The 17,537-nt window shown below is 74.1% G+C and carries 13 protein-coding genes; 9 read left to right on the top strand and 4 right to left on the bottom strand.

The window, feature by feature from the left end; genetic code table 11:
* Positions 1–41: 41 nt before the first annotated feature.
* Positions 42–2,675 carry a bifunctional acetaldehyde-CoA/alcohol dehydrogenase gene (gene adhE, locus EDJALFJO_RS22405; protein ID WP_088288529.1) on the bottom strand — a complete coding sequence of 878 codons (2,634 nt, stop codon included), beginning with the start codon at positions 2,673–2,675 and terminating at the stop codon, positions 42–44.
* A 115-nt stretch (positions 2,676–2,790) separates the two neighbouring features.
* Between adhE and EDJALFJO_RS22400 the strand changes: the two genes are divergently transcribed.
* The 8 genes from EDJALFJO_RS22400 (at position 2,791) to EDJALFJO_RS22365 (ending at position 11,456) form a co-directional block, all read left to right on the top strand.
* On the top strand, positions 2,791–3,231 hold the full coding sequence (locus tag EDJALFJO_RS22400) for an SRPBCC family protein (RefSeq protein ID WP_088288528.1): 441 nt from the start codon (positions 2,791–2,793) through the stop codon (positions 3,229–3,231).
* Between the two features lie 316 nt (positions 3,232–3,547).
* On the top strand, positions 3,548–3,904 hold the full coding sequence (locus EDJALFJO_RS22395) for a hypothetical protein (RefSeq protein ID WP_143448706.1): 357 nt from the start codon (positions 3,548–3,550) through the stop codon (positions 3,902–3,904).
* The gene (locus tag EDJALFJO_RS22390) at positions 3,904–4,707 is read left to right on the top strand and encodes a response regulator transcription factor (protein ID WP_198950547.1); all 804 of its coding nucleotides are present in this window, start codon (positions 3,904–3,906) and stop codon (positions 4,705–4,707) included. Before EDJALFJO_RS22395 ends, EDJALFJO_RS22390 begins: the two co-directional genes overlap by 1 nt.
* A gap of 22 nt (positions 4,708–4,729) precedes the next feature.
* A complete protein-coding gene (locus tag EDJALFJO_RS22385) occupies positions 4,730–7,042 on the top strand; it encodes a PAS domain S-box protein (protein WP_143448705.1) in 2,313 nt (770 codons plus the stop codon).
* 141 nt (positions 7,043–7,183) lie between these two features.
* The gene (locus EDJALFJO_RS22380) at positions 7,184–8,452 is read left to right on the top strand and encodes a GGDEF domain-containing protein (RefSeq protein WP_088288525.1); all 1,269 of its coding nucleotides are present in this window, start codon (positions 7,184–7,186) and stop codon (positions 8,450–8,452) included.
* Positions 8,453–8,488: 36 nt separating this feature from the next.
* On the top strand, positions 8,489–8,869 hold the full coding sequence (locus EDJALFJO_RS22375) for a cupin domain-containing protein (protein WP_198950546.1): 381 nt from the start codon (positions 8,489–8,491) through the stop codon (positions 8,867–8,869).
* A gap of 2 nt (positions 8,870–8,871) precedes the next feature.
* On the top strand, positions 8,872–9,372 hold the full coding sequence (locus tag EDJALFJO_RS22370; RefSeq protein WP_088288524.1) for a hypothetical protein: 501 nt from the start codon (positions 8,872–8,874) through the stop codon (positions 9,370–9,372).
* 119 nt (positions 9,373–9,491) lie between these two features.
* Positions 9,492–11,456 (top strand): primary-amine oxidase, encoded by a 1,965-nt coding sequence (locus EDJALFJO_RS22365; RefSeq protein WP_088288523.1) that lies wholly within the window; start codon positions 9,492–9,494, stop codon positions 11,454–11,456.
* Positions 11,457–11,516: 60 nt separating this feature from the next.
* On the opposite strand, the gene EDJALFJO_RS22360 is transcribed toward EDJALFJO_RS22365, so the two are convergent.
* Positions 11,517–13,217, bottom strand: coding sequence for a phospholipase D-like domain-containing protein (locus EDJALFJO_RS22360; protein WP_088288522.1), 1,701 nt, complete (start codon positions 13,215–13,217; stop codon positions 11,517–11,519).
* 129 nt (positions 13,218–13,346) lie between these two features.
* Here EDJALFJO_RS22360 and EDJALFJO_RS22355 point away from each other — a divergent pair, with 129 nt between their 5' ends.
* Positions 13,347–14,528, top strand: coding sequence for a PLP-dependent aspartate aminotransferase family protein (locus EDJALFJO_RS22355; protein ID WP_233149979.1), 1,182 nt, complete (start codon positions 13,347–13,349; stop codon positions 14,526–14,528).
* A gap of 24 nt (positions 14,529–14,552) precedes the next feature.
* On the opposite strand, the gene EDJALFJO_RS22350 is transcribed toward EDJALFJO_RS22355, so the two are convergent.
* Together EDJALFJO_RS22350 and EDJALFJO_RS22345 are read right to left on the bottom strand one after the other, a co-directional pair.
* A complete protein-coding gene (locus EDJALFJO_RS22350; RefSeq protein ID WP_088288567.1) occupies positions 14,553–15,476 on the bottom strand; it encodes an alpha/beta hydrolase in 924 nt (307 codons plus the stop codon).
* Positions 15,477–15,538: 62 nt separating this feature from the next.
* Positions 15,539–17,524 carry an FAD-dependent oxidoreductase gene (locus EDJALFJO_RS22345; RefSeq protein ID WP_088288521.1) on the bottom strand — a complete coding sequence of 662 codons (1,986 nt, stop codon included), beginning with the start codon at positions 17,522–17,524 and terminating at the stop codon, positions 15,539–15,541.
* Positions 17,525–17,537 lie beyond the last annotated feature (13 nt).

Here is a 17,537-nt window from a genome sequence, read left to right as displayed (position 1 = left end):
CCGGCGTGCAGACGTGCGGGCGACGGCCTGTCGCGGGACGCCTACCCGTAGTACGCCTTGCGCAGCAGGTCCTCGATCTCGGCGACCATCGGCATCCGCGGGTTGGTGCGGGTGCACATGTCCGTGAACGCTGCCGAGACGAGGTCGGGCAGCGATCCGAGGAAGTCCTGCTCGGCGACACCGGCGTCCCGCAGCGTCCGCGGCAGGTGCACCTGCGCGATGAGCTCGTCCACGGCGGTGAACAGCCGCTCACGGCGTTCGTCGTCGGCGCGCCCGCCGAACAGGATGTAGCCGATCTGCGCGTACTTCTCCGGCGCGACGTAGGTGGAGTACCCGGGCGCCGGCATGAACTTCGTCGGCAGGGAGGCGTTGTACCGCAGCACATGAGGCAGGAGGACGGCGTTCGCCCGCCCGTGCGGGACGTGCAGCTGCGCACCGATCGCGTGGGCCATCGCGTGGTTGACGCCGAGGAAGGCGTTCGAGAACGCGAGGCCGGCCATGGTCGACGCGTTGGCCATCCCGGTGCGGGCCTCGATGTCGTCACCGTGCTCGACGGCTGCGGGCAGCCACTGGAAGATCATTCGGATCGCCTGCATGCAGAACGCGTCCGTGTACGGCGAGGAGAAGATCGAGACGGCGCCCTCGAGTGCGTGCGTGAGCGCGTCCAGCCCGGTGTCGGCGGTCGGCCCCGGCGGCAGGGACAGCGTGAGCATCGGGTCGACGATCGCCATGTCCGGCACCAGGCAGTAGTCGACCATGGTCGCCTTGCGCCGCCCGACGGTGATGACGGCGGCAGGGGAGACCTCTGAGCCGGTGCCGGCGGTGGTCGGGACGGCCACGAACCGCAGGCTGTGGCTGTCGGTGGGGAAGTCGGCGACCCGCTTGCGGGGGTCGAGGAAGGGCAGCGAGAGCTCGGCGAGATCGAGCTCGGGGTGCTCGTAGAACAACCGCATGGCCTTGGCGGCGTCGATGACGGAGCCACCGCCCACGGCGACGAGGAGGTCCGGCTGGAGCTCTCGCATGATCGCGACACCCGCCATCACAGCGGCCTCGTCCGGCTCCGGACGGATCGCGGAGTAGATCTTCACGTACCCGGCGGTGAGCTGGTCGCGCACTGTCCGGACCGTGCCGCTCTCCTCCAGGAAGGTGTCGGTCACGAGGAGGACGCGCTCCGCCTTCAGCGTGCGCAGGTTCTCCAGGGCGCCGACGTTGAAGAAGATGTTCGACGGCACCCGGAACCACTGCGGCGGCGTCTTGCGCCGCGACACGGTCTTGATGTTGAGCAGGTTCCTGTAGTTGACGTTGTCCGTGGTGCTCGATCCTCCCCACGTGCCGCAGCCGAGGGAGAACGTCGGCGGCAGGCTGTTGTAGATGCCGCCCAACGCCCCGACGGCGGTCGGCGCGTTGACGAGGATGCGCCCCGTACGGACCGCGGCGGCATACCTCTCGACGATCGCGTCGTCGTGGGCGTAGATCGACGAGGTGTGGCCCAGGCCGCCGTGCTCGGTGACCGTCACGGCGCAGTCGATCGCGTTCTGCTCCGAGGTCGCTCTCACGACCCCGAGGACCGGCATGAGCTTCTCGCGGCACAGCGGGTGCGCGGCCAGCTCCGCAGGGTCGGCGGGCAGCGTCGCGAGCAGCACCTTCGTGTGCCCGGGCACCGTGATCCCGGCGCGTTCGGCCAGCTGCGGTGCGGTCTGGCCCAGGGCTGCGAGGTTGACCCGGCCCTCGTCGCCGGGGCGGCCGAAGGCGAACTCGGTCAGGGTCGCCTGCTCCTGCGCGGTCAGCAGGTGCGCCCCAAGCCGGCAGAACTCGCCGACGACGCGGTCGTGGACGACGTCGTCGATGACGAGCGTCTGCTCCGCCGGGCAGATGACCGATGCGTCGAAGGTCTTGGAGATGAGGACGTCGACGACGACGCCTTCCAGGTCGGCGCTGCGGTGGATGTAGCAGGGCGCATTGCCGGGCCCGACCGACATCGCGGGCTTGCCCGCCGAGTTGGTGAGCTCGACGATCTTCGTGCCCCCGGTCGTCCAGATGAAGTCGACGCCCGGATGGCGGAAGAGGTGGTGCGTCACCGAGTGCTCGACGTCCGGGATCATCGCCAGGGCCCCGGCGGGCATGCCGGCCGCCTCACCGGCCTCCCGGAGCAGCTCGACGACCCGGGCCGCCGAGCGCGTGGCCAGCGGATGCGGCCTGAACACGATCGCGTTGCGTGTCTTGGCGGCGCAGATCGCCTTGAAGAGCACCGTGGACGTGGGGTTCGTGATGGGGGTGATCGCGAGGATCACCCCGATGGGTTCTGCGACGTGCTGGATCCCCAGGGCGGGATCCTCGTCGATCACGCCGACGGTCCTCTTGTCCCGGAGGTAGTCGTAGAGGAACTCGGTGGCGAGGAAGTTCTTGACGACCTTGTCCTCGAAGATGCCGAAGCCGCACTCCTCGACGGCGAGCCGGGCGAGCTCGACGGCGTGCGTCAGGCCCGCCCGCACCATGGCCGCCACGACCGCGTCGACCTGTTCCTGGTCCAGCGCCCGGAACGCCTCCGCTGCCGTGCGCGCCGACGCGACGACCTCGTCCGCGGCCTCGGTGCCGGTCCGGCGGGCCGGCGTCGCGCCGTCCGGGCCGGGCTGCGTCGGGGCGGGCTTCCTGCTCTGCGTCGTGGACCGGGTCATCGGGGCCTCCCCGTGGACAGCATTCGTTCCAGGACCATTCGACGCGGCCCGCCCGCCCCGGACCGGGGGACGTTCGGCACGCAGCACGGATCACATCGGTGGGCAGACTGCTGGGGTGCCCACGGACGAGGCCAGTCAGACCGTCGAGATCGACGCCCCCGCCGACGTCGTCCTCGCCACGATCCGCGACGTCGAGCGCCAGCCGACCTGGCTCAGCGAGATCCTGCGTGCGGAGCTGCTCGAGGAGTACGAGGACGGCACCCCGGCCACGGCCCACTTCGTCGCCGCTGCCCCGGTCGGCACCGACGAGTACGTCCTCGAGTACGAGCATCCCGACGACGACAGCGGGATGAGCTGGTCGCTCGTGAAGGGGCGCCTGCAGACCGGTCAGGACGGGCGGTACACCCTTCGGCCGGTCGGGCCGGCGCGCACCGAGGTGACGTTCAGCCTGCGGATCAGCCACCACCTGCCGCTGCCGGGCTTCGTCCGCCAGCGGGTCATCAAGGGCCTCGTGGCGAGCACCGTCAACGGCCTCAAGAGCCATCTGGAGCGCTGACCCCGCCACCGGTGCTTCCGCGGTGCCAGCCGAGTAGGCCGATCGGCACTTGCGTGCGGAGGGGACGGCGTACAGCGTGGTCGGGCCGGCGTGGGGGCGCTCGGCCGTTCCGTCCTGTCAGGGGCGGCGACGACCAGCAGACGGCGTGACGATCGGCGGGCCCGCGGCCAGGGCGGGCCCGAGCCGGACGTCCCCGATCTCGGACACGGAGCACGTTCCCATGTGTGTCAGTACGCGGGCCGCCGGCGCCTCGCCCCCCGGCGGGCCCGGCGGACCGAGCAACACCGGCATCCCGGCCCGACCCGACGCCCCGCCCGTGCCCGACCCGGCGGCGCACGCGGGCGGCACCGGCCCGGCGGCGGTCGACGAGCGGCAGGTCTACCGGGTCCTCGTGGACGTCCTGGCGGTCCCCGAGCAGGTGGACGCCCTGCTCGCACTCCTCGGGACGGCCGTCTGCGGGCTCCCGGACGACCACGACGGTGCGTGCCGGCTGGCCTGGCGGATGGCTGCGACCGGTCCCGGCCGTGACCTGCCGGTGCTGCCGGAGGTCGAGCGGGGGGTCCGGGCGGCACTGTCCGCCCTCGAGACCTGGCCCCCCGCGGCGGCGACCGCCGACCTCCTCGCCGAGGTGGCGGGGCAGCACCGTCACACCGACCGCGCAGGCGAGACCTGATGGTGCTGCTCGCGGCGGTCCGGGGGACAGCCATGATGGCGGCGACCGGTACGACGGACGACGGGAGGGACCGGGCGTTGGCGGACGACCAGGGACCGATCGGCCGTGACGAGGCCGCGCCGTCCGCGTGCGTCACCCCGTCCGCGGTGACGGTGTACCTCGTGGACGACCACGCGCTCATGCGACGGGGGATCCGGGAGGTCCTCGAGGGAGCCGGCGGGATCACCGTGGTCGGGGAGTCGGGGACGGCGCAGGAGGCCGTGCGCCGGATCCCCGCCCTGCGCCCCGACGTCATGCTCCTCGACGTGAAGCTCCCCGACGGGTCCGGCGTCGACGTCTGCCGCCGTGTCCGCGGCGTCGACCCGACGATCGCAGCACTCATGATCACGACGTACGACGACGACGAGGCCCGCGGTGCCGCCCTCGCCGCCGGAGCGGCCGGGTTCGTGCTCAAGGAGGTCGAGGTCGCCGACCTCGTGCGCGACGTCCGACGGGTCGCCCGCGGTGACGTCCTGGTCAGCCGGGCCGCGGACCTCCCCGCCGACCACGACGGGGACGTCGACGTCGAGGCCGGGCTGCTCGACCGCCTCACCCGGCAGGAGCGCCGCGTGCTCGACCTGGTCGCCGAGGGGCTGACGAACCAGCAGATCGGCGACGCCCTCGGCATCAGTCCGAAGACCGTGAAGAACCACGTCACGTCGGTGCTGCTCAAGCTCGGCGTCCGGTGGCGGACGCAGGCGGCGGTCTACCTGGCCCGGGCCGCCGGGGCCGGCGGGACCCACCCCGCCGGTCGCACGGAGTGAGCGGTCCGGCGGGGGCGGCGCGGTGACGTCCGCGCGCAGCCCCCGGGACGACGCCGCGATGGCGCTCCTCGACGTCTCCGGCACCGTCGTCGCGACGAACCCGGCGTGGGACGAGTTCGCCCGCGCGACGGGCGCCGACCCTGCCCTGTTCGCGGTCGGGTCGTCGTCCGCCGCGTTCTGCCCGACGGCCGGGCTGCCGGCCTCGATGCTGGCCGAGCAGGTCGTCGGCAGCGCCGTCCGGGGTGACCACGCCGTCCCGATGCGGCTGCAGGTGCACTGGTCCGTACCCGGCGGCCGGCGGCCGTACCTGCTGCACGTCGCGAGCCGGTTCGCCGACGACGGGTCGTGCCTCGGCGCGACGATGACCCTCGAGGCCGTGCCGGAGCCCGGGCCGCCCCGCCGCGGCGCCGACAGCTGGACGCGTCTGGGTGACCCGGAGCGGCTCATCACGCACACCCTCGACACGGTCGACGACGCGGTGGTCATCCTCGAGGCCCCCTCGCTCCTCCCGGTCTACGTGAACAGGGCGGGGCTGACCTGGCTCGGCCCGGCCGCGGACCGGGTGCCCCTGCGGGGCTCCGGCAGGCCCCTCTCGGAGCCCGCGCTCGACGAGATCCTCGGCGCGCTCGAGCAGGTCGCCTCCGGGGCGGCGGACCGCATCGACCTGACCCTGCCCGCCGTCCGGGACGACGGTGAGCAGGTCTGGCTGGACGTCCGGCTCTGCGCGCTGCCCTCGTCCGGTGCCCGGCCCGAGCACGTCCTCGTCGTCGCGCACGACATCACCGCGCGCGTGCGCACCGAGGAACGCCTGCGGATCAGCGAGAAGTCCTTCCGCGCCGCCTTCGAGCGCTCGCCGATCCCCACCTTCGTCACCCTCGTCGACGGGGACGACGGCGGACGCCGGATCGCCATGGCGAACCAGGCGCTCGCGGACGTCCTCGGGCTCCCGCTGCACGACCTGATCGGCCTGGACACCGCGACCTTGAACGACCCCGAGGAGGAGCGCGCGGTCCGCCCGCTCGTGCAGGCGTTCGTGGCCAGTACGCAGGAGCACCTCAGCCGCCGCAAGCGCCACACGAGACCGGACGGCACCGCCGTGTGGTTCGACGTCTTCGTGACCCGCATCGACGTCGCGGGCGACGAGGCCACCGCGGCGTTGGTCCATCTCCTCGACGTGACGGACCGGGTCCTGCTGGCGTACCGCAAGCAACGTCAGCAGGACGCGATGACGGCGCACGCCGCGCTGGTGACCGCCGTCCTCGCCGGTGACGACCAGAGCCTGGTCGAGCAGCGGATGCTCGACAGCCTCCGGGACGTCTTCGCGGCGGACGACGTCCTGCTCGCCGTGCAGGACAGGTCCTCGGACGAAGTGGTCGTCGTCCGCGGCGCCGGACCCCGGGCCACCCGGCTGGCCGCTGACCGGGCGCCGCTCGACCCGGACGTCGTCCGGCCGCACTTCGAGCACCGGCAGGCGATGCTCGCCCCCGGGCCGGGGGGCGACGGTGTCCCGGACGGCGGCGCGGACCTGGTCGCCGCCGCCCGCTTCGACGTGGACTCCCGCCTCGGCTGGGTGTCCGTGGCCCGTGCCGTGCCGGCGTTCGACGCCGACGAGCTGCAGATCCTCGGCTCCTTCAGCCGGCAGTCCGCGCTCGCGCTGGAGCTCGGGCGGGCCCGTGCCGACCAGGAGCGGCTCGGCCGGCTCGAGGAGCGCCAGCGGCTGGCCCGCGACCTGCACGACACCGTGCTGCAGGACCTCATCGCGATCGGGGTCCAGCTCGGGCTGCTCCGGGGGACGTTGACCGGCCAGGCCGAGTCCCGGGTCGTCGACGTCATGCGCGAGCTCGTCGGCACGGTGCGCACGCTGCGCGGCGCGGTGTTCCAGCTGCGGCGACCGCTCGAGGAGGACTCGTTCGAGGACACGGTGCGGGCGGTCATCGGCTCCGCCGCGCGGGCGCTCGGCCACCAGCCGACGCTCATCGTCAAGGGCGACCTGGGCCAGGTCCCTCGCAGTCTCATGGCCGACCTGGCGGCGGCCCTCCAGGAGTCGCTGAGCAACGTCCTCCGGCACGCCGGCGCCTCGACGACCCACGTGACCCTGGACATCGCCGACGACCGTCTCGTCCTCGAGGTCGCCGACGACGGGGTCGGCCCGCGCCGCACGCGTGCGGCGGCCGGTCACGGGCTGGCCAACCTCGCCGACCGGGCCCGGGCCGCGGGCGGCACGAGCGTCCTGCGACCGGGGGCGGTCCGCGGCGCAGTGCTCATGTGGCAGGTGCCGCTGCCGCCGCGGGCCGAGCGGGGAGGCAGCCCGCTGTCGCCGCGCGCAGGGGAGTAGGCCGATCGGCACTGGGACGGCGCCTGTCGGCCCTGTCAGTGTGATGGGGTGTCCTGGACGTCCGTGCCGGCCCCGGGTGGGTCCACGGCGCCGGAAGAGCCCCTGAGGCCGACGTCGTCGAGGGCGTCGATCGAGGACGCCGTGGCGGGTCTGGCGGACCCGTTCATGCTCCTCGCCAGCCCGCGGCCGGACGGCGCGCGCGAACCGGACGCGCTGCAGGTCCTCTACGCGAACGCGGCCGCCGAGGACCTGACCGGGGCCGTCCACGGATCGCCTGTGCACGTGGCCCTGCGGCGGGTGCTCACCACGGGCGTGGCCGAGCGCCTGCGCTGGAGGCAGGCGACCGGTGAGGGGGCGGCGGTGCTCGACGTCCGCGTGACCCGGGTGGACGAGGTGACCGCGTCGGTCGTGTGCCGTGAGTCGGCCGACGTGATCCCCGGCCTGCTCGTCGACGCCTACCGGATCGCGGACGGGGCCTGGGGCACCCTGAGCAGCGTGCTGGACGCCGCCCCGGACGCGTTCCTCGTGCTCGAGGTCGGCCCCCTCGGCGAGGGCGGTCCCCAGCCGGAGCAGGCGGTGCTGCGGCACTACAACCGGGCCGCGGGGGTGCTCGTCGGGGTGCACGAGCACGACATCGGCAAACCGGTCCACGAGACCCTCGACCCGACCTGGGTGCACCGCCTCACCGACGCGCTCGCCCGGGCCGGGAGCGCGCCGGTCCGTTACCGGTCGCGGGCCTGGGACGACGAGGGCCTGTGGAGCGCGGCCTACGACGTCACGGTCGTCGTCGCCGACCCGGGCGTCGGGCGGGTCGTCGTCGTGCTCCACGACGCCACCGACGACGAGCGCTCCCACCGGCGGCTCGAGGACGAGCGGTTCCTCGCCGAGCGCCGGGCGAGATACGACGACCTCACCGGGCTGCTCAACCGCCGCACCCTGCACGACCACCTGCGCCGCACCCTCGCCGGCACCGGCCCGGGGCGCCGCGTCGCGGTGCTCTTCGCCGACCTCGACGGGTTCAAGGCCGTCAACGACGGGTACGGCCACGCCGCCGGTGACCGGCTGCTCGCCGCGGTCGCCGACCGTCTGGGCCGTGCCGCCCGGACCGGGGACGTCGCGGGCCGCTACGGCGGCGACGAGTTCGTCGTCGTCATGCCCGACGTCCCGGCCGACTGGTCGCCGGAGGCGACGCTCGCACGGCTGGCCCGGACACTGTCCGAGCCGGTCTGGGTCGAGGGCGCCGTGCTCACCCCGAGCGCCACGCTGGGGGCCTACCTGGCCGACCCGTGCGCCCGGCCCGCGGACCGGGACCCGCTCGGCGTGATCGCCGCCGCGGACCGGGTGATGTACCGGCTCAAGGCGGCCCGGGCGGGGGACGCGGGGTTGCCCGGGGACGCCGGCACGGCGTAGACCGGCACCCGTCCCCGTCGTCCTGGGAAGGCCGCCATGCCCGCCGAAGACCTCGCACCCGTCGAGCTCACCGTCGTCGACACGAACGGCGCCGCGTACACCCCGAGGCCGATGCCCGGCCTCGGTGACGGGCTCGAGGTGCTCCCGCTCGTCACCGACCCGGACACCGGGATGCAGGTCATGAAGGCGGTCTACCGCGCCGGCTTCGTCAACCGGTGGCACACCCACCCGTGCGCGCACGGGATCTACGTGCTGTCCGGCACCCTCGTGACGCACCGGGGCAGCTTCCCGGCGGGGAGCTTCGTGTGGTTCCCGGAGGGCGGCCGGATGGAGCACGGGGCGTCCCCGGACGGCGACGTGACGATGCTCTTCATCACGAACAAGCCGTTCGACATCCGGCACGTCTTCGAGGAGTGAGGGTGCCGGGAGGGCGACTCCCCGTCGTTCTCGACGGACGCGGTCGGGCGACCCGGCGGTTCGTCGACGTCTACGCCGCCGTGGAGCAGCCCGAGGCGCGCCACCGGTGGCTCCGGCTGCCAGGACGCCCGGAGCCCACCGTGGACGTCGAGCTTCGCCCCGGGGCGACCGAGATCCTGCGCAGCACACTCACCGTCGGCGACCGTGCGGAGACCGTCGAACGGCGAACGCACGTGCTCGAGGCACTCCAGGGCGAGCGGCTGGTGCTCAGCTACCAGGCCGTCGTCGACGGCGTGTGCCGGTGGGTCTCCCTCGTCACGGTCGTGACGGGCCCGTCGCCCGGCACGGGAACGACCCTCGGCTGGACCGAGCAGTACGCGTTTCTCCGGGTGACCGGCGACGGCGGCGACGACGTCGCGCACCTGCGGGGCGGCACCCGGCTCATGCTCACCGGGTTGGCCCTGGCACTGGGGCTCGTCCCTCGTCCGGCCGAGGAGTCCTGACCAGGGCCGCACGACGTCGTCCGGCGCGGGACGTACATCTCACCCAGGCTTCACCTCCAGGTCTTGGCAGCGGCGATCACGGGGCTTACCGTCAGCGCAACCCGCCCCCGGAGGTCCGCATGTCCGCCGAAACCCTGGTCACCGCCGCGCCCGACGCGCTCTCGGTCTCCCACCCGCTCGACCCGCTGAGCGCCGAGGAGATCACGGCCGCCGTCGCCGTCCTCAAGGCCGGGCCGGCCGCGGCCGACTCGTTCCGGTTCGCGGGCGTCGTCCTGCGCGAGCCGGGCAAGGCCGCGCTGGCCGGTGACCCGGCGGGCTGCCCGCGGGAGGCGGCCGTCGTCCTCATCGACCGCTCGGACGGCGCTGCCTACGAGGCCGTCGTCGACCTGGGCCGCGGCACCGTCGAGGCCTGGCACGCCGTCGAGGGGGTCGGTCAGCCGCCGATCATGCTCGACGAGTTCGAGGAGTGCGAGGTCAACTGCAAGGCCGACCCGCGGGTCGTCGAGGCGCTCGCCCGGCGCGGGCTCACCGACCTGGACCTCGTCTGCATCGAGCCCTGGTCGGCGGGCTACTACGGCGTGGACGACGAGGGGCGGCGCCTGCTGCGCGCGCTCGTCTACGCGCGGATGCGTGCCGACGACAACCCGTACGCGCACCCGGCCGAGGACCTCGTCGTCGTGTACGACCTCAACGCGGGCACCGTCGTCCGGGTCGAGGAGGGGCCGCTCATCCCGGTGCCGAGGCAGGAGGACAACTACCTGCCCGCCGACGTCGGGCCGGCGCGCACGGACCTCAAGCCGATCGAGGTCGTCCAGCCGGACGGGCCGTCGTTCGTCGTCACCGGGAACCACGTCCGCTGGGCGGACTGGTCGTTCCGGATCGGGTTCACCGCCCGCGAGGGGCTCGTGCTGCACCAGGTGCGGTTCACCGACAAGGGCGAGGACCGCTCGGTGCTGCACCGGGTCTCGCTGTCGGAGATGGTCGTGCCGTACGGCGACCCGACGACCGTGCAGTACCGCAAGAACGCGTTCGACGCCGGCGAGTACAACATCGGGGCGCTCGCGAACTCCCTCGAGCTGGGCTGCGACTGCCTCGGCGAGATCCGGTACTTCGACGGCCTCGTCGCCGACAGCCACGGTGCCCCGCTGACGATCAAGAACGCGATCTGCATGCACGAGGAGGACGACTCGATCCTCTGGAAGCACTACGACTTCCGCACCGGGTCGAGCGAGGTGCGCCGCTCCCGCAAGCTCGTGATCTCGTTCATCGCGACGGTCGCGAACTACGAGTACGGCTTCTACTGGCACCTCTACCTCGACGGCACGATCGAGTTCCTCGTCAAGGCGACCGGCATCCTCTCGACGACCGCGCAGCAGCCGGGCGCGCGGACGCCGTACGGCCAGGCGCTCAACAACGACGGCCTCTACGGCCCGATCCACCAGCACATGTTCAACATGCGCCTCGACTTCGACCTCGACGGGGAGAGCAACGCCGTCTACGAGGTCGAGACGGTGACCCCCGAGGACAACCCGCACCACAGCGCGTTCCACACCGTGGATCGCCTCCTCGAGCGCGAGCAGGACGCGATCCGGGTCGCGGACGCCTCCAAGCACCGCTTCTGGAAGGTCGTCAACCACGGCCGGCGCAACGTCGTCGGCGACCCGGTCGCCTACAGGCTCGTGCCGTCCGACGCGATCACCCTCGCGGCAGGGCCGCAGTCCTCGGTCGCCCGGCGGGCCGCGTTCGCGACGAAGAACCTCTGGGTCACGGCGTACGACCAGAGCGAGCGGCACGCGGCCGGCGAGTACCCGAACCAGAGCCGCGGCGGCGACGGTCTGCCGGCCTGGACGGCGGCCGACCGGCCGATCGCCGACACCGACCTCGTCGTCTGGTACTCGTTCGGCATGCACCACGTCGTCCGGCTCGAGGACTGGCCGGTCATGCCGCGCTCGCACGTCGGCTTCGCGCTCCAGCCGTTCGGCTTCTTCGACCGCAACCCGACGCTGAACGCGCCGCGGCCGACGCCCCACGGCGGCGGGCACTGCGCGTCGGCGAACGGCGGGGCCTGCGCCTGCGAGCACTGAGGTCGCGCGTCGCGCACGGACGCACGGATCGCGCGGACCGGACTGCGGGGCCGACGAGGCTCAGCGGCCGGTCCGCGCGAACGTGCGCCGCTGCCGCTCGCGCCAGCCGCCCGGTCGGTAGTAGCGCTCCGTCCAGCCGGACGTCTCGTCGAGGTGCCCGGCCCCGGCGGTGATCGCCTCGGGGTCGTTCGCGTCGAGGGTCGCCCAGTTGCGGAAGACGAAGTGCATGAAGAGCCGCTGGTACTCGGTGAGGTAGATGTCGGCGACGCGGCGGGCGGCGGCCCCGCGGACGACGACGGTGTTCTCCTCGTTGTCCGTCGTCGAGTTGTCCGAGTAGTTCGCCGACCCGGTGAAGACGGTGGGGGAGTCGGTGAGCGGGTCGACGAGGATCACCTTGGTGTGCACGAACTTCACCCACGTGTTGAACCCGGTGAGCTGCTCGTCCGCCCAGCCCTCGAGGGTCGCGTGCTGGAGGTAGTCGCCCCACGACGTCCGGACGTCCGGGTCGGTGGCCGGGACCGGGGTGTCCCGCGGCGGCCGCTTGTCGAGGAGCACGGTCCGGACGACGTCCCGGTCGCGGGCGAGGACGTCCCGGAAGACCTTGTGCAGCCCGAAGGCGCCGGTGATGTGCGCGCTGTCCGTCGCGGCGTCGAACGTCCGCGCGTACCAGTCGAGGAGCGGGCTCTTCGTGCCGCGCGGTGACAGCACCGCGGTGACGCCGTCCGGCGGCGGGAGCGCGGGGTCGACCGGGTTCTGCGTCTCGGTCCACTGCCGCGCGACGGCCGTGGTGCTCGCCTGGTCGGCGAGCAGCGCCCAGTAGTCGACGAACTGCGCGGCGACCGCAGGGTCGTGCACGAGGTGGCTGACGTTGAGGTGCCCGAAGAGCGCGCCCGGCGTGAGGTTCGTCGACCCGGTCCACACCGAGACCGGCTGCCCGTGATGGGTGAGCACGAGGAACTTGTTGTGCTGCAACGCCGACCGCAGCGGTGCCGTCCGCCACGTGACGACACCGTCGAGGCCGGCCGCGGTCACCGCGGCCCGGTTGTCCGCCGCCGTCCGGTCGGCGTCCTTGCCGGCGGCGACGGCGGCGTCGGAGTCCTTGTCCCGGCCGTGGACGACGAGCGCGACGTCCGCCCCCGCCGCCGAGGCCGCCGCCAGCGCCTTCAGGCCGGTGCCCCAGGTGAACTCGTAGAACGCTCCGCGCAGCCCCCACTCCGGGCCGCTCGCCCGGCCGACGAAGGCGAGGAACGCCTCCGCGAGCCCGCGGGAGAGCCACGCGAACGCCGGGTGGCTCTCGTCCGCACCCGCCGGCGGCATGCTGTGACCGAACCTCTTCGCGAACGCCTGCGACCCCGCGACGCCGCGGTTGAACCAGACGCCGTGCGTGCCGTCGTCCTCGGGCTCGGTCCGCACCCGGACCGACGCCTGGAGCAGGGGCTCGAGCGCCCCCGGCGCCCCCCTCCAGGCGACGACGTCGTACGTGTACTCGTGGTCGGGCTTGGCGGTGTAGTCGCCCCACTGGAAGCCCTGCACGGGGTGGTCGCGCAGCGAGAAGTCCATCCCCGGCGAGGGGTGCGGCACGAGGCTCGCGAACGTCTTCAGCCCGCGGAGCCAGTAGCTCTCGTCCTCGGTGTGGTCGGTGCGGCGGACGCCGAACCCAAGGCAGCCGGCGGGGTCGACGAGGTCGAACCCGAGGAGCACCGCGTGGGTGCCGGCGACCGCGTGGACGGTCAGCCCGCCGACCGTGCTGGACGACCTCATGGGACGACCTCCGACGCGTCGTGACGAGTGCCCGGACGAGCACCCTATTCCGGGCGGAGGCCGTGCGCGGCGGCTCGCGTACGTCCCGGCCGCTGCCGGACCACGGCCGCCGTCCGGCAGGATGCCGCCATGACCACCGAGCCCGCCATGACTGCCGAGCCCGCCGGGGCGCCGTCCGCCCACATCGCCCTCGACCCGGCCTGGTCGCCGGGCACGGTCGCCGTCCAGGCGGGCCGGCCCGCGCGGGTGCCGGGGGCGCCGGTCAACCCGCCGATCCACCTCAGCGCGACGTACCTCCACGACGCCGAGGTCGCCTACGGGCGCGACGGCAACGTGGGCTGGTCCGCCTTCGAGACGGCGCTGGGGGCGCTCGACGGCGGGACGGCCGTGGCGTTCTCCTCGGGGCTCGCCGCCGCCACCGCGATCGCGGACCTCGTGCCGACCGGCGGCGTCGTCGTCCTCCCGACGGTCGCCTACTACGGCGTCCGCAACGTCTTCGAGCGGATGGAGGCGCACGGCCGGCTGACGGTGCGGCGGGCGGACCCCGACGACACCGATGCGGTGCTCGCCGCCGCGGACGGTGCGGACGTCGTCTGGGTCGAGTCGGTCGCCAACCCGCTCATGGCGGTCGCCGACGTCCCGGTGATCGCGGCGGGCGCCCGGGAGCGCGGTGCCCTGAGCGTCGTCGACGCGACGTTCGCGACCCCGTTGCGGCAGCGGCCCCTCGCGCTCGGCGCCGACATCGTCATGCACTCCGCGACGAAGCTCCTCGGAGGCCATTCCGACCTGCTCCTCGGGGCCGCGGTCTGCGCGAGCCCCGAGCACGCGGCGTTCCTCGCCACCCACCGGCACGACCACGGTGCGATCCCTGGCGCGCTCGAGGCGTTCCTCGCCGTCCGCGGCCTGCGCACCCTCGGCGTCCGGCTCGCGCAGGCGCAGGCGTCCGCCGGCGAGCTGGCCCGCCGGCTCGACGCGCATCCCCTCGTGCGCAAGGTCAACTACCCCGGGCTCCCGGCGGACGTCGGCCACGAGCGGGCCACCCGGGTGCTCACGGGCGGCTACGGCTCGATGCTGTCGTTCGACGTCGAGGGGACGGCGGAGCAGACCGAGGACTTCCTCGCCCGCCTGCGGCTCGTCGCCCATGCGACGAGCCTCGGCGGCGTCGAGTCGCTCATCGAGCGGCGGGCCCGCTGGGCCGGCGACGCCGCGATCGTCGGCCCCAGCCTGTGCCGGCTGTCCGTCGGCATCGAGGACGTCGAGGACCTCTGGGCCGATCTCGACGGTGCGCTGCGGGCTGCGGTCGGGGCCTGATCCGCGAGCAGCCGCACGGTCGCCTCACGCGCCGGGCGGCAGGACCGGGCCCAGGCGCTGCGCGAGGAAGTCGCCGACCCGTGCCCGGTACGCCGCGGGGTCGGCGTCGTACAGGTCCACGTGCGCGGCTCCCGGGACCACCCACAGCGCCTTCGGCTCCGGCGCCGCCGCGTAGAGGGCCTGCGCCTCGGCGAGGGTCGCGTGCCGGTCGGCGTCGCCGCTGCAGACCAGCACCGGAGCGCGCAGCCCGCCGATCCGGTCGACCGGGCGCAGGTCGTCGGCGGAGATCCCGAGCCGCAGGAGGAGCTGGAGGACGAGCAGCCCGGACAGCAGCGGTCCTGCCGGTCCGAGGTGCAGCCGCAGCCGGTTGTCGACGGCGGTCCCGAAGTCCGCGTACACCGACTCCAGGACGACCGCCTGCACGTCGAGGGGCGGGTCGGCCAGCACCGTGGCGGCGCCGCCGAGCGAGACCCCGACGACGCCGACCGGACGTCCCCGCACCTGCCTCCTGAGGAAGCCGACGGCGGCGGTCACGTCCTGCGACTCGAGCCGCCCGAAGGTGGGGTGCTCGCCGTCCGACTCCCCGTGCGACTGCAGGTCGACGAGCAGCGTCGTGTACCCCTGCGCGTGCAGCCACCGGGCGCGCGGCAGCATCGCCCGGCGGTCGCTGCGCAGGCCGTGCAGCAGGAGGACCCCCGGTGCGTCGGGCCGGCCCGGCACCAGCCACCCGCGGACCGTGCCCCGACCCGGGACGGGCACGTCGACCGCCCGGGCGGGCAGGTCCCGCGGCGGCGGGCCGACCGGGTGCGTCGTCGGGCTGATGAGCACCTGCCCGGCGGCCGCGGCGGCGCCCAGGACGAGCACCACCGAGACCGCCGCGCCGACGAGCAGCCGGCGCCCCCAGCGACGGCCCGCGGACGTTGCGCGGCGCCGCTGATCGTCTCCCACAGCGGCACCGTAGGCCGGGACGGGGACCGGGCCGGGGCCCTTCACAGGACCTTCACGACCCGCTAGACCGCGCTGCCCACCCGCAGCCCCTCGAGCACCGCCTCCTCGACGGTCCGCGGCGCGAGGCAGTCCCCGACGGCGTGCACCTCGAACGCCTCGCTCCCCTCGATCTCGCGCAGCAGCCCGTCGACGGCGTCGTGGCCCTGGGCGAGGACGAGGGCCGCGGTGCCGTCGACGACGACCGGTTCGTCGGTGAGGACGTGCTGGAGGTACACCGAGTCGGCGTCGGCGCCGTAGACCCGCACGAGCGGGACGACGTCGACGCCGAGCCGGTGCGCCTGGGCGAGCATGTCGTCACGGACGTACTGCTGGAGGCGCTGCCCGGCGTGGTAGCCGGTGACCCCGAGGGTGACCCTCCAGCCTTTACCCGCCAGCAGGTTCGCCGCTCCCAGGCCGACCCAGTCGCAGCGCCAGTCGGCGACGACGACGCGGCGGCGGCCGTCGGCCGGGCGCGGGACGTCGGTGCCGCGGAACAGGTCCCAGGCGGTGAGGACGACGGGGGAGTCGACGAGGTCGAGGGCCGGCACCCGGGGCCGGGCGCCGGTCGCGACGACGACGGCGTGCGGGGCGAGGTCGGCGAGCATCGCGGCGTCGACCGTGGTGCCGAGCACGATCTTCACCCCGGCCCGCTGGGCCTCCCCGGCGAGGTTGCCGACGGCGCCGCCGAACTCGGCCCGTCCGGGCACCTCCTGGGCGAGGAGCACCTGGCCGCCGAGCCGCCGGCCGGCCTCGAAGAGCGTGACCCGGTGGCCGCGCTCGGCGGCGACGGCGGCCGCCTTGAGCCCGCCGGGGCCGCCGCCCACGACGACGACGTCGCGCGGCTCGCGGGCCGGCACCCGGATGCCGTAGGTGCGCTCGCGGCCGGTCTCCGGGTACTGGATGCACGAGATCGGGTAGCCGGCGTGGAAGTGCCCGATGCACGCCTGGTTGCAGCCGATGCAGGCCCGGATCTCCTCGAGCCGCCCGGCTGCCGCCTTCGCCGGCATCTCCGGGTCGCAGATGAGCGCGCGCGTCATGACGGTCCCGTCGGCGTCCCCGCGGGCGAGCACCTGCTCGGCGTCCTGCGGCGAGTTCAGCCGGCCGGCGACGACGACGGGCACGCCGACGACCGCCTTGACCTGCGCGGCCAGCGGCGCCGTGTAGCCGACCGCGCGGGTCATCGGCGGCACGATGTGGTCCGAGCCGGCGAGCGTCGCGGACGTCCCCGCGACGACCGACACGTAGTCGAGCAGGCCCGCGGAGTCCAGGCGCCCCAACGCGTCCAGCGCCTCGGCCGCGGTGAGCCCCTCCCCGGACTCCTCCCCGACCGAGATCCGCACCCCGACCGCGAGCCCCGGCCCGACCGCCGCCCGGACGCCCTCGAGCACCTCGCGGAGGAACCGCAGCCGACCTGCCTCGTCCCCGCCGTACTCGTCGGTGCGCAGGTTCGTCCGCGGGTTGAGGAACTGCGCCGGCAGGTACCCGTGGGACGCGACGACCTCGACGCCGTCGTACCCGGCCTCGCGCATCCGGCGCGCGCTCGCGGCGTAGCAGCCGACCATCTCGCGGACGAGCCCGACCGGCATCGCCCGCGGCATGACGTGGAACCGCTCGTTCGGCACGGCGGACGGCGCCAGTGCCACCGGGAGCGTGCCGTCGGGGGACTCCATGAGCTCGCGCCCGTCGTGGAACAGCTGCTGGAAGACCTTGGCGCCGTGGGCGTGCACGGTCTCGGCGAGCCGTGCGAACGCCGGGACGCAGGCGTCGTCGTCCGCCATGAGCACGTGGCTCGTGTACTGCGCCGACGCGTGCACCCCCGCCACCTGGACGACGACGAGCCCGACCCCGCCGCGCGCCCGGGCCTCCTGGTAGGCGACGAGCTGGTCGCCGGGGACGCCGTCCTGCGCCATGACCGTGTCGTGCCCCGAGGAGACCACCCGGTTGCGCAGCTCGACGGGGCCGATCCGCAGCGGGGAGAACAGGCGGGGGAACCGGGCGTCGGTGGTCATGGTGGCCATCATG

Source organism: Kineosporia sp. A_224 (assembly GCF_002198655.1).
Taxonomy (GTDB): Bacteria; Actinomycetota; Actinomycetes; order Actinomycetales; family Kineosporiaceae; genus R-H-3.
The sequence above is the reverse complement of the archived record's forward strand: the minus strand, read 5'-3'. Positions and strand labels throughout refer to the sequence as shown.

What these genes read in the sequence shown, in the direction of transcription:
- adhE (WP_088288529.1), bottom strand. Translation starts at nt 2,675, where the DNA reads ATGACCCGGTCCACGACGCAGAGCAGGAAGCCCGCCCCGACGCAGCCC.
- EDJALFJO_RS22390 (WP_198950547.1), top strand. Translation starts at nt 3,904, where the DNA reads ATGGTGCTGCTCGCGGCGGTCCGGGGGACAGCCATGATGGCGGCGACC.
- EDJALFJO_RS22375 (WP_198950546.1), top strand. Translation starts at nt 8,489, where the DNA reads ATGCCCGCCGAAGACCTCGCACCCGTCGAGCTCACCGTCGTCGACACG.
- EDJALFJO_RS22365 (WP_088288523.1), top strand. Translation starts at nt 9,492, where the DNA reads ATGTCCGCCGAAACCCTGGTCACCGCCGCGCCCGACGCGCTCTCGGTC.
- EDJALFJO_RS22360 (WP_088288522.1), bottom strand. Translation starts at nt 13,217, where the DNA reads ATGAGGTCGTCCAGCACGGTCGGCGGGCTGACCGTCCACGCGGTCGCC.
- EDJALFJO_RS22355 (WP_233149979.1), top strand. Translation starts at nt 13,347, where the DNA reads ATGACCACCGAGCCCGCCATGACTGCCGAGCCCGCCGGGGCGCCGTCC.
- EDJALFJO_RS22345 (WP_088288521.1), bottom strand. Translation starts at nt 17,524, where the DNA reads ATGACCACCGACGCCCGGTTCCCCCGCCTGTTCTCCCCGCTGCGGATC.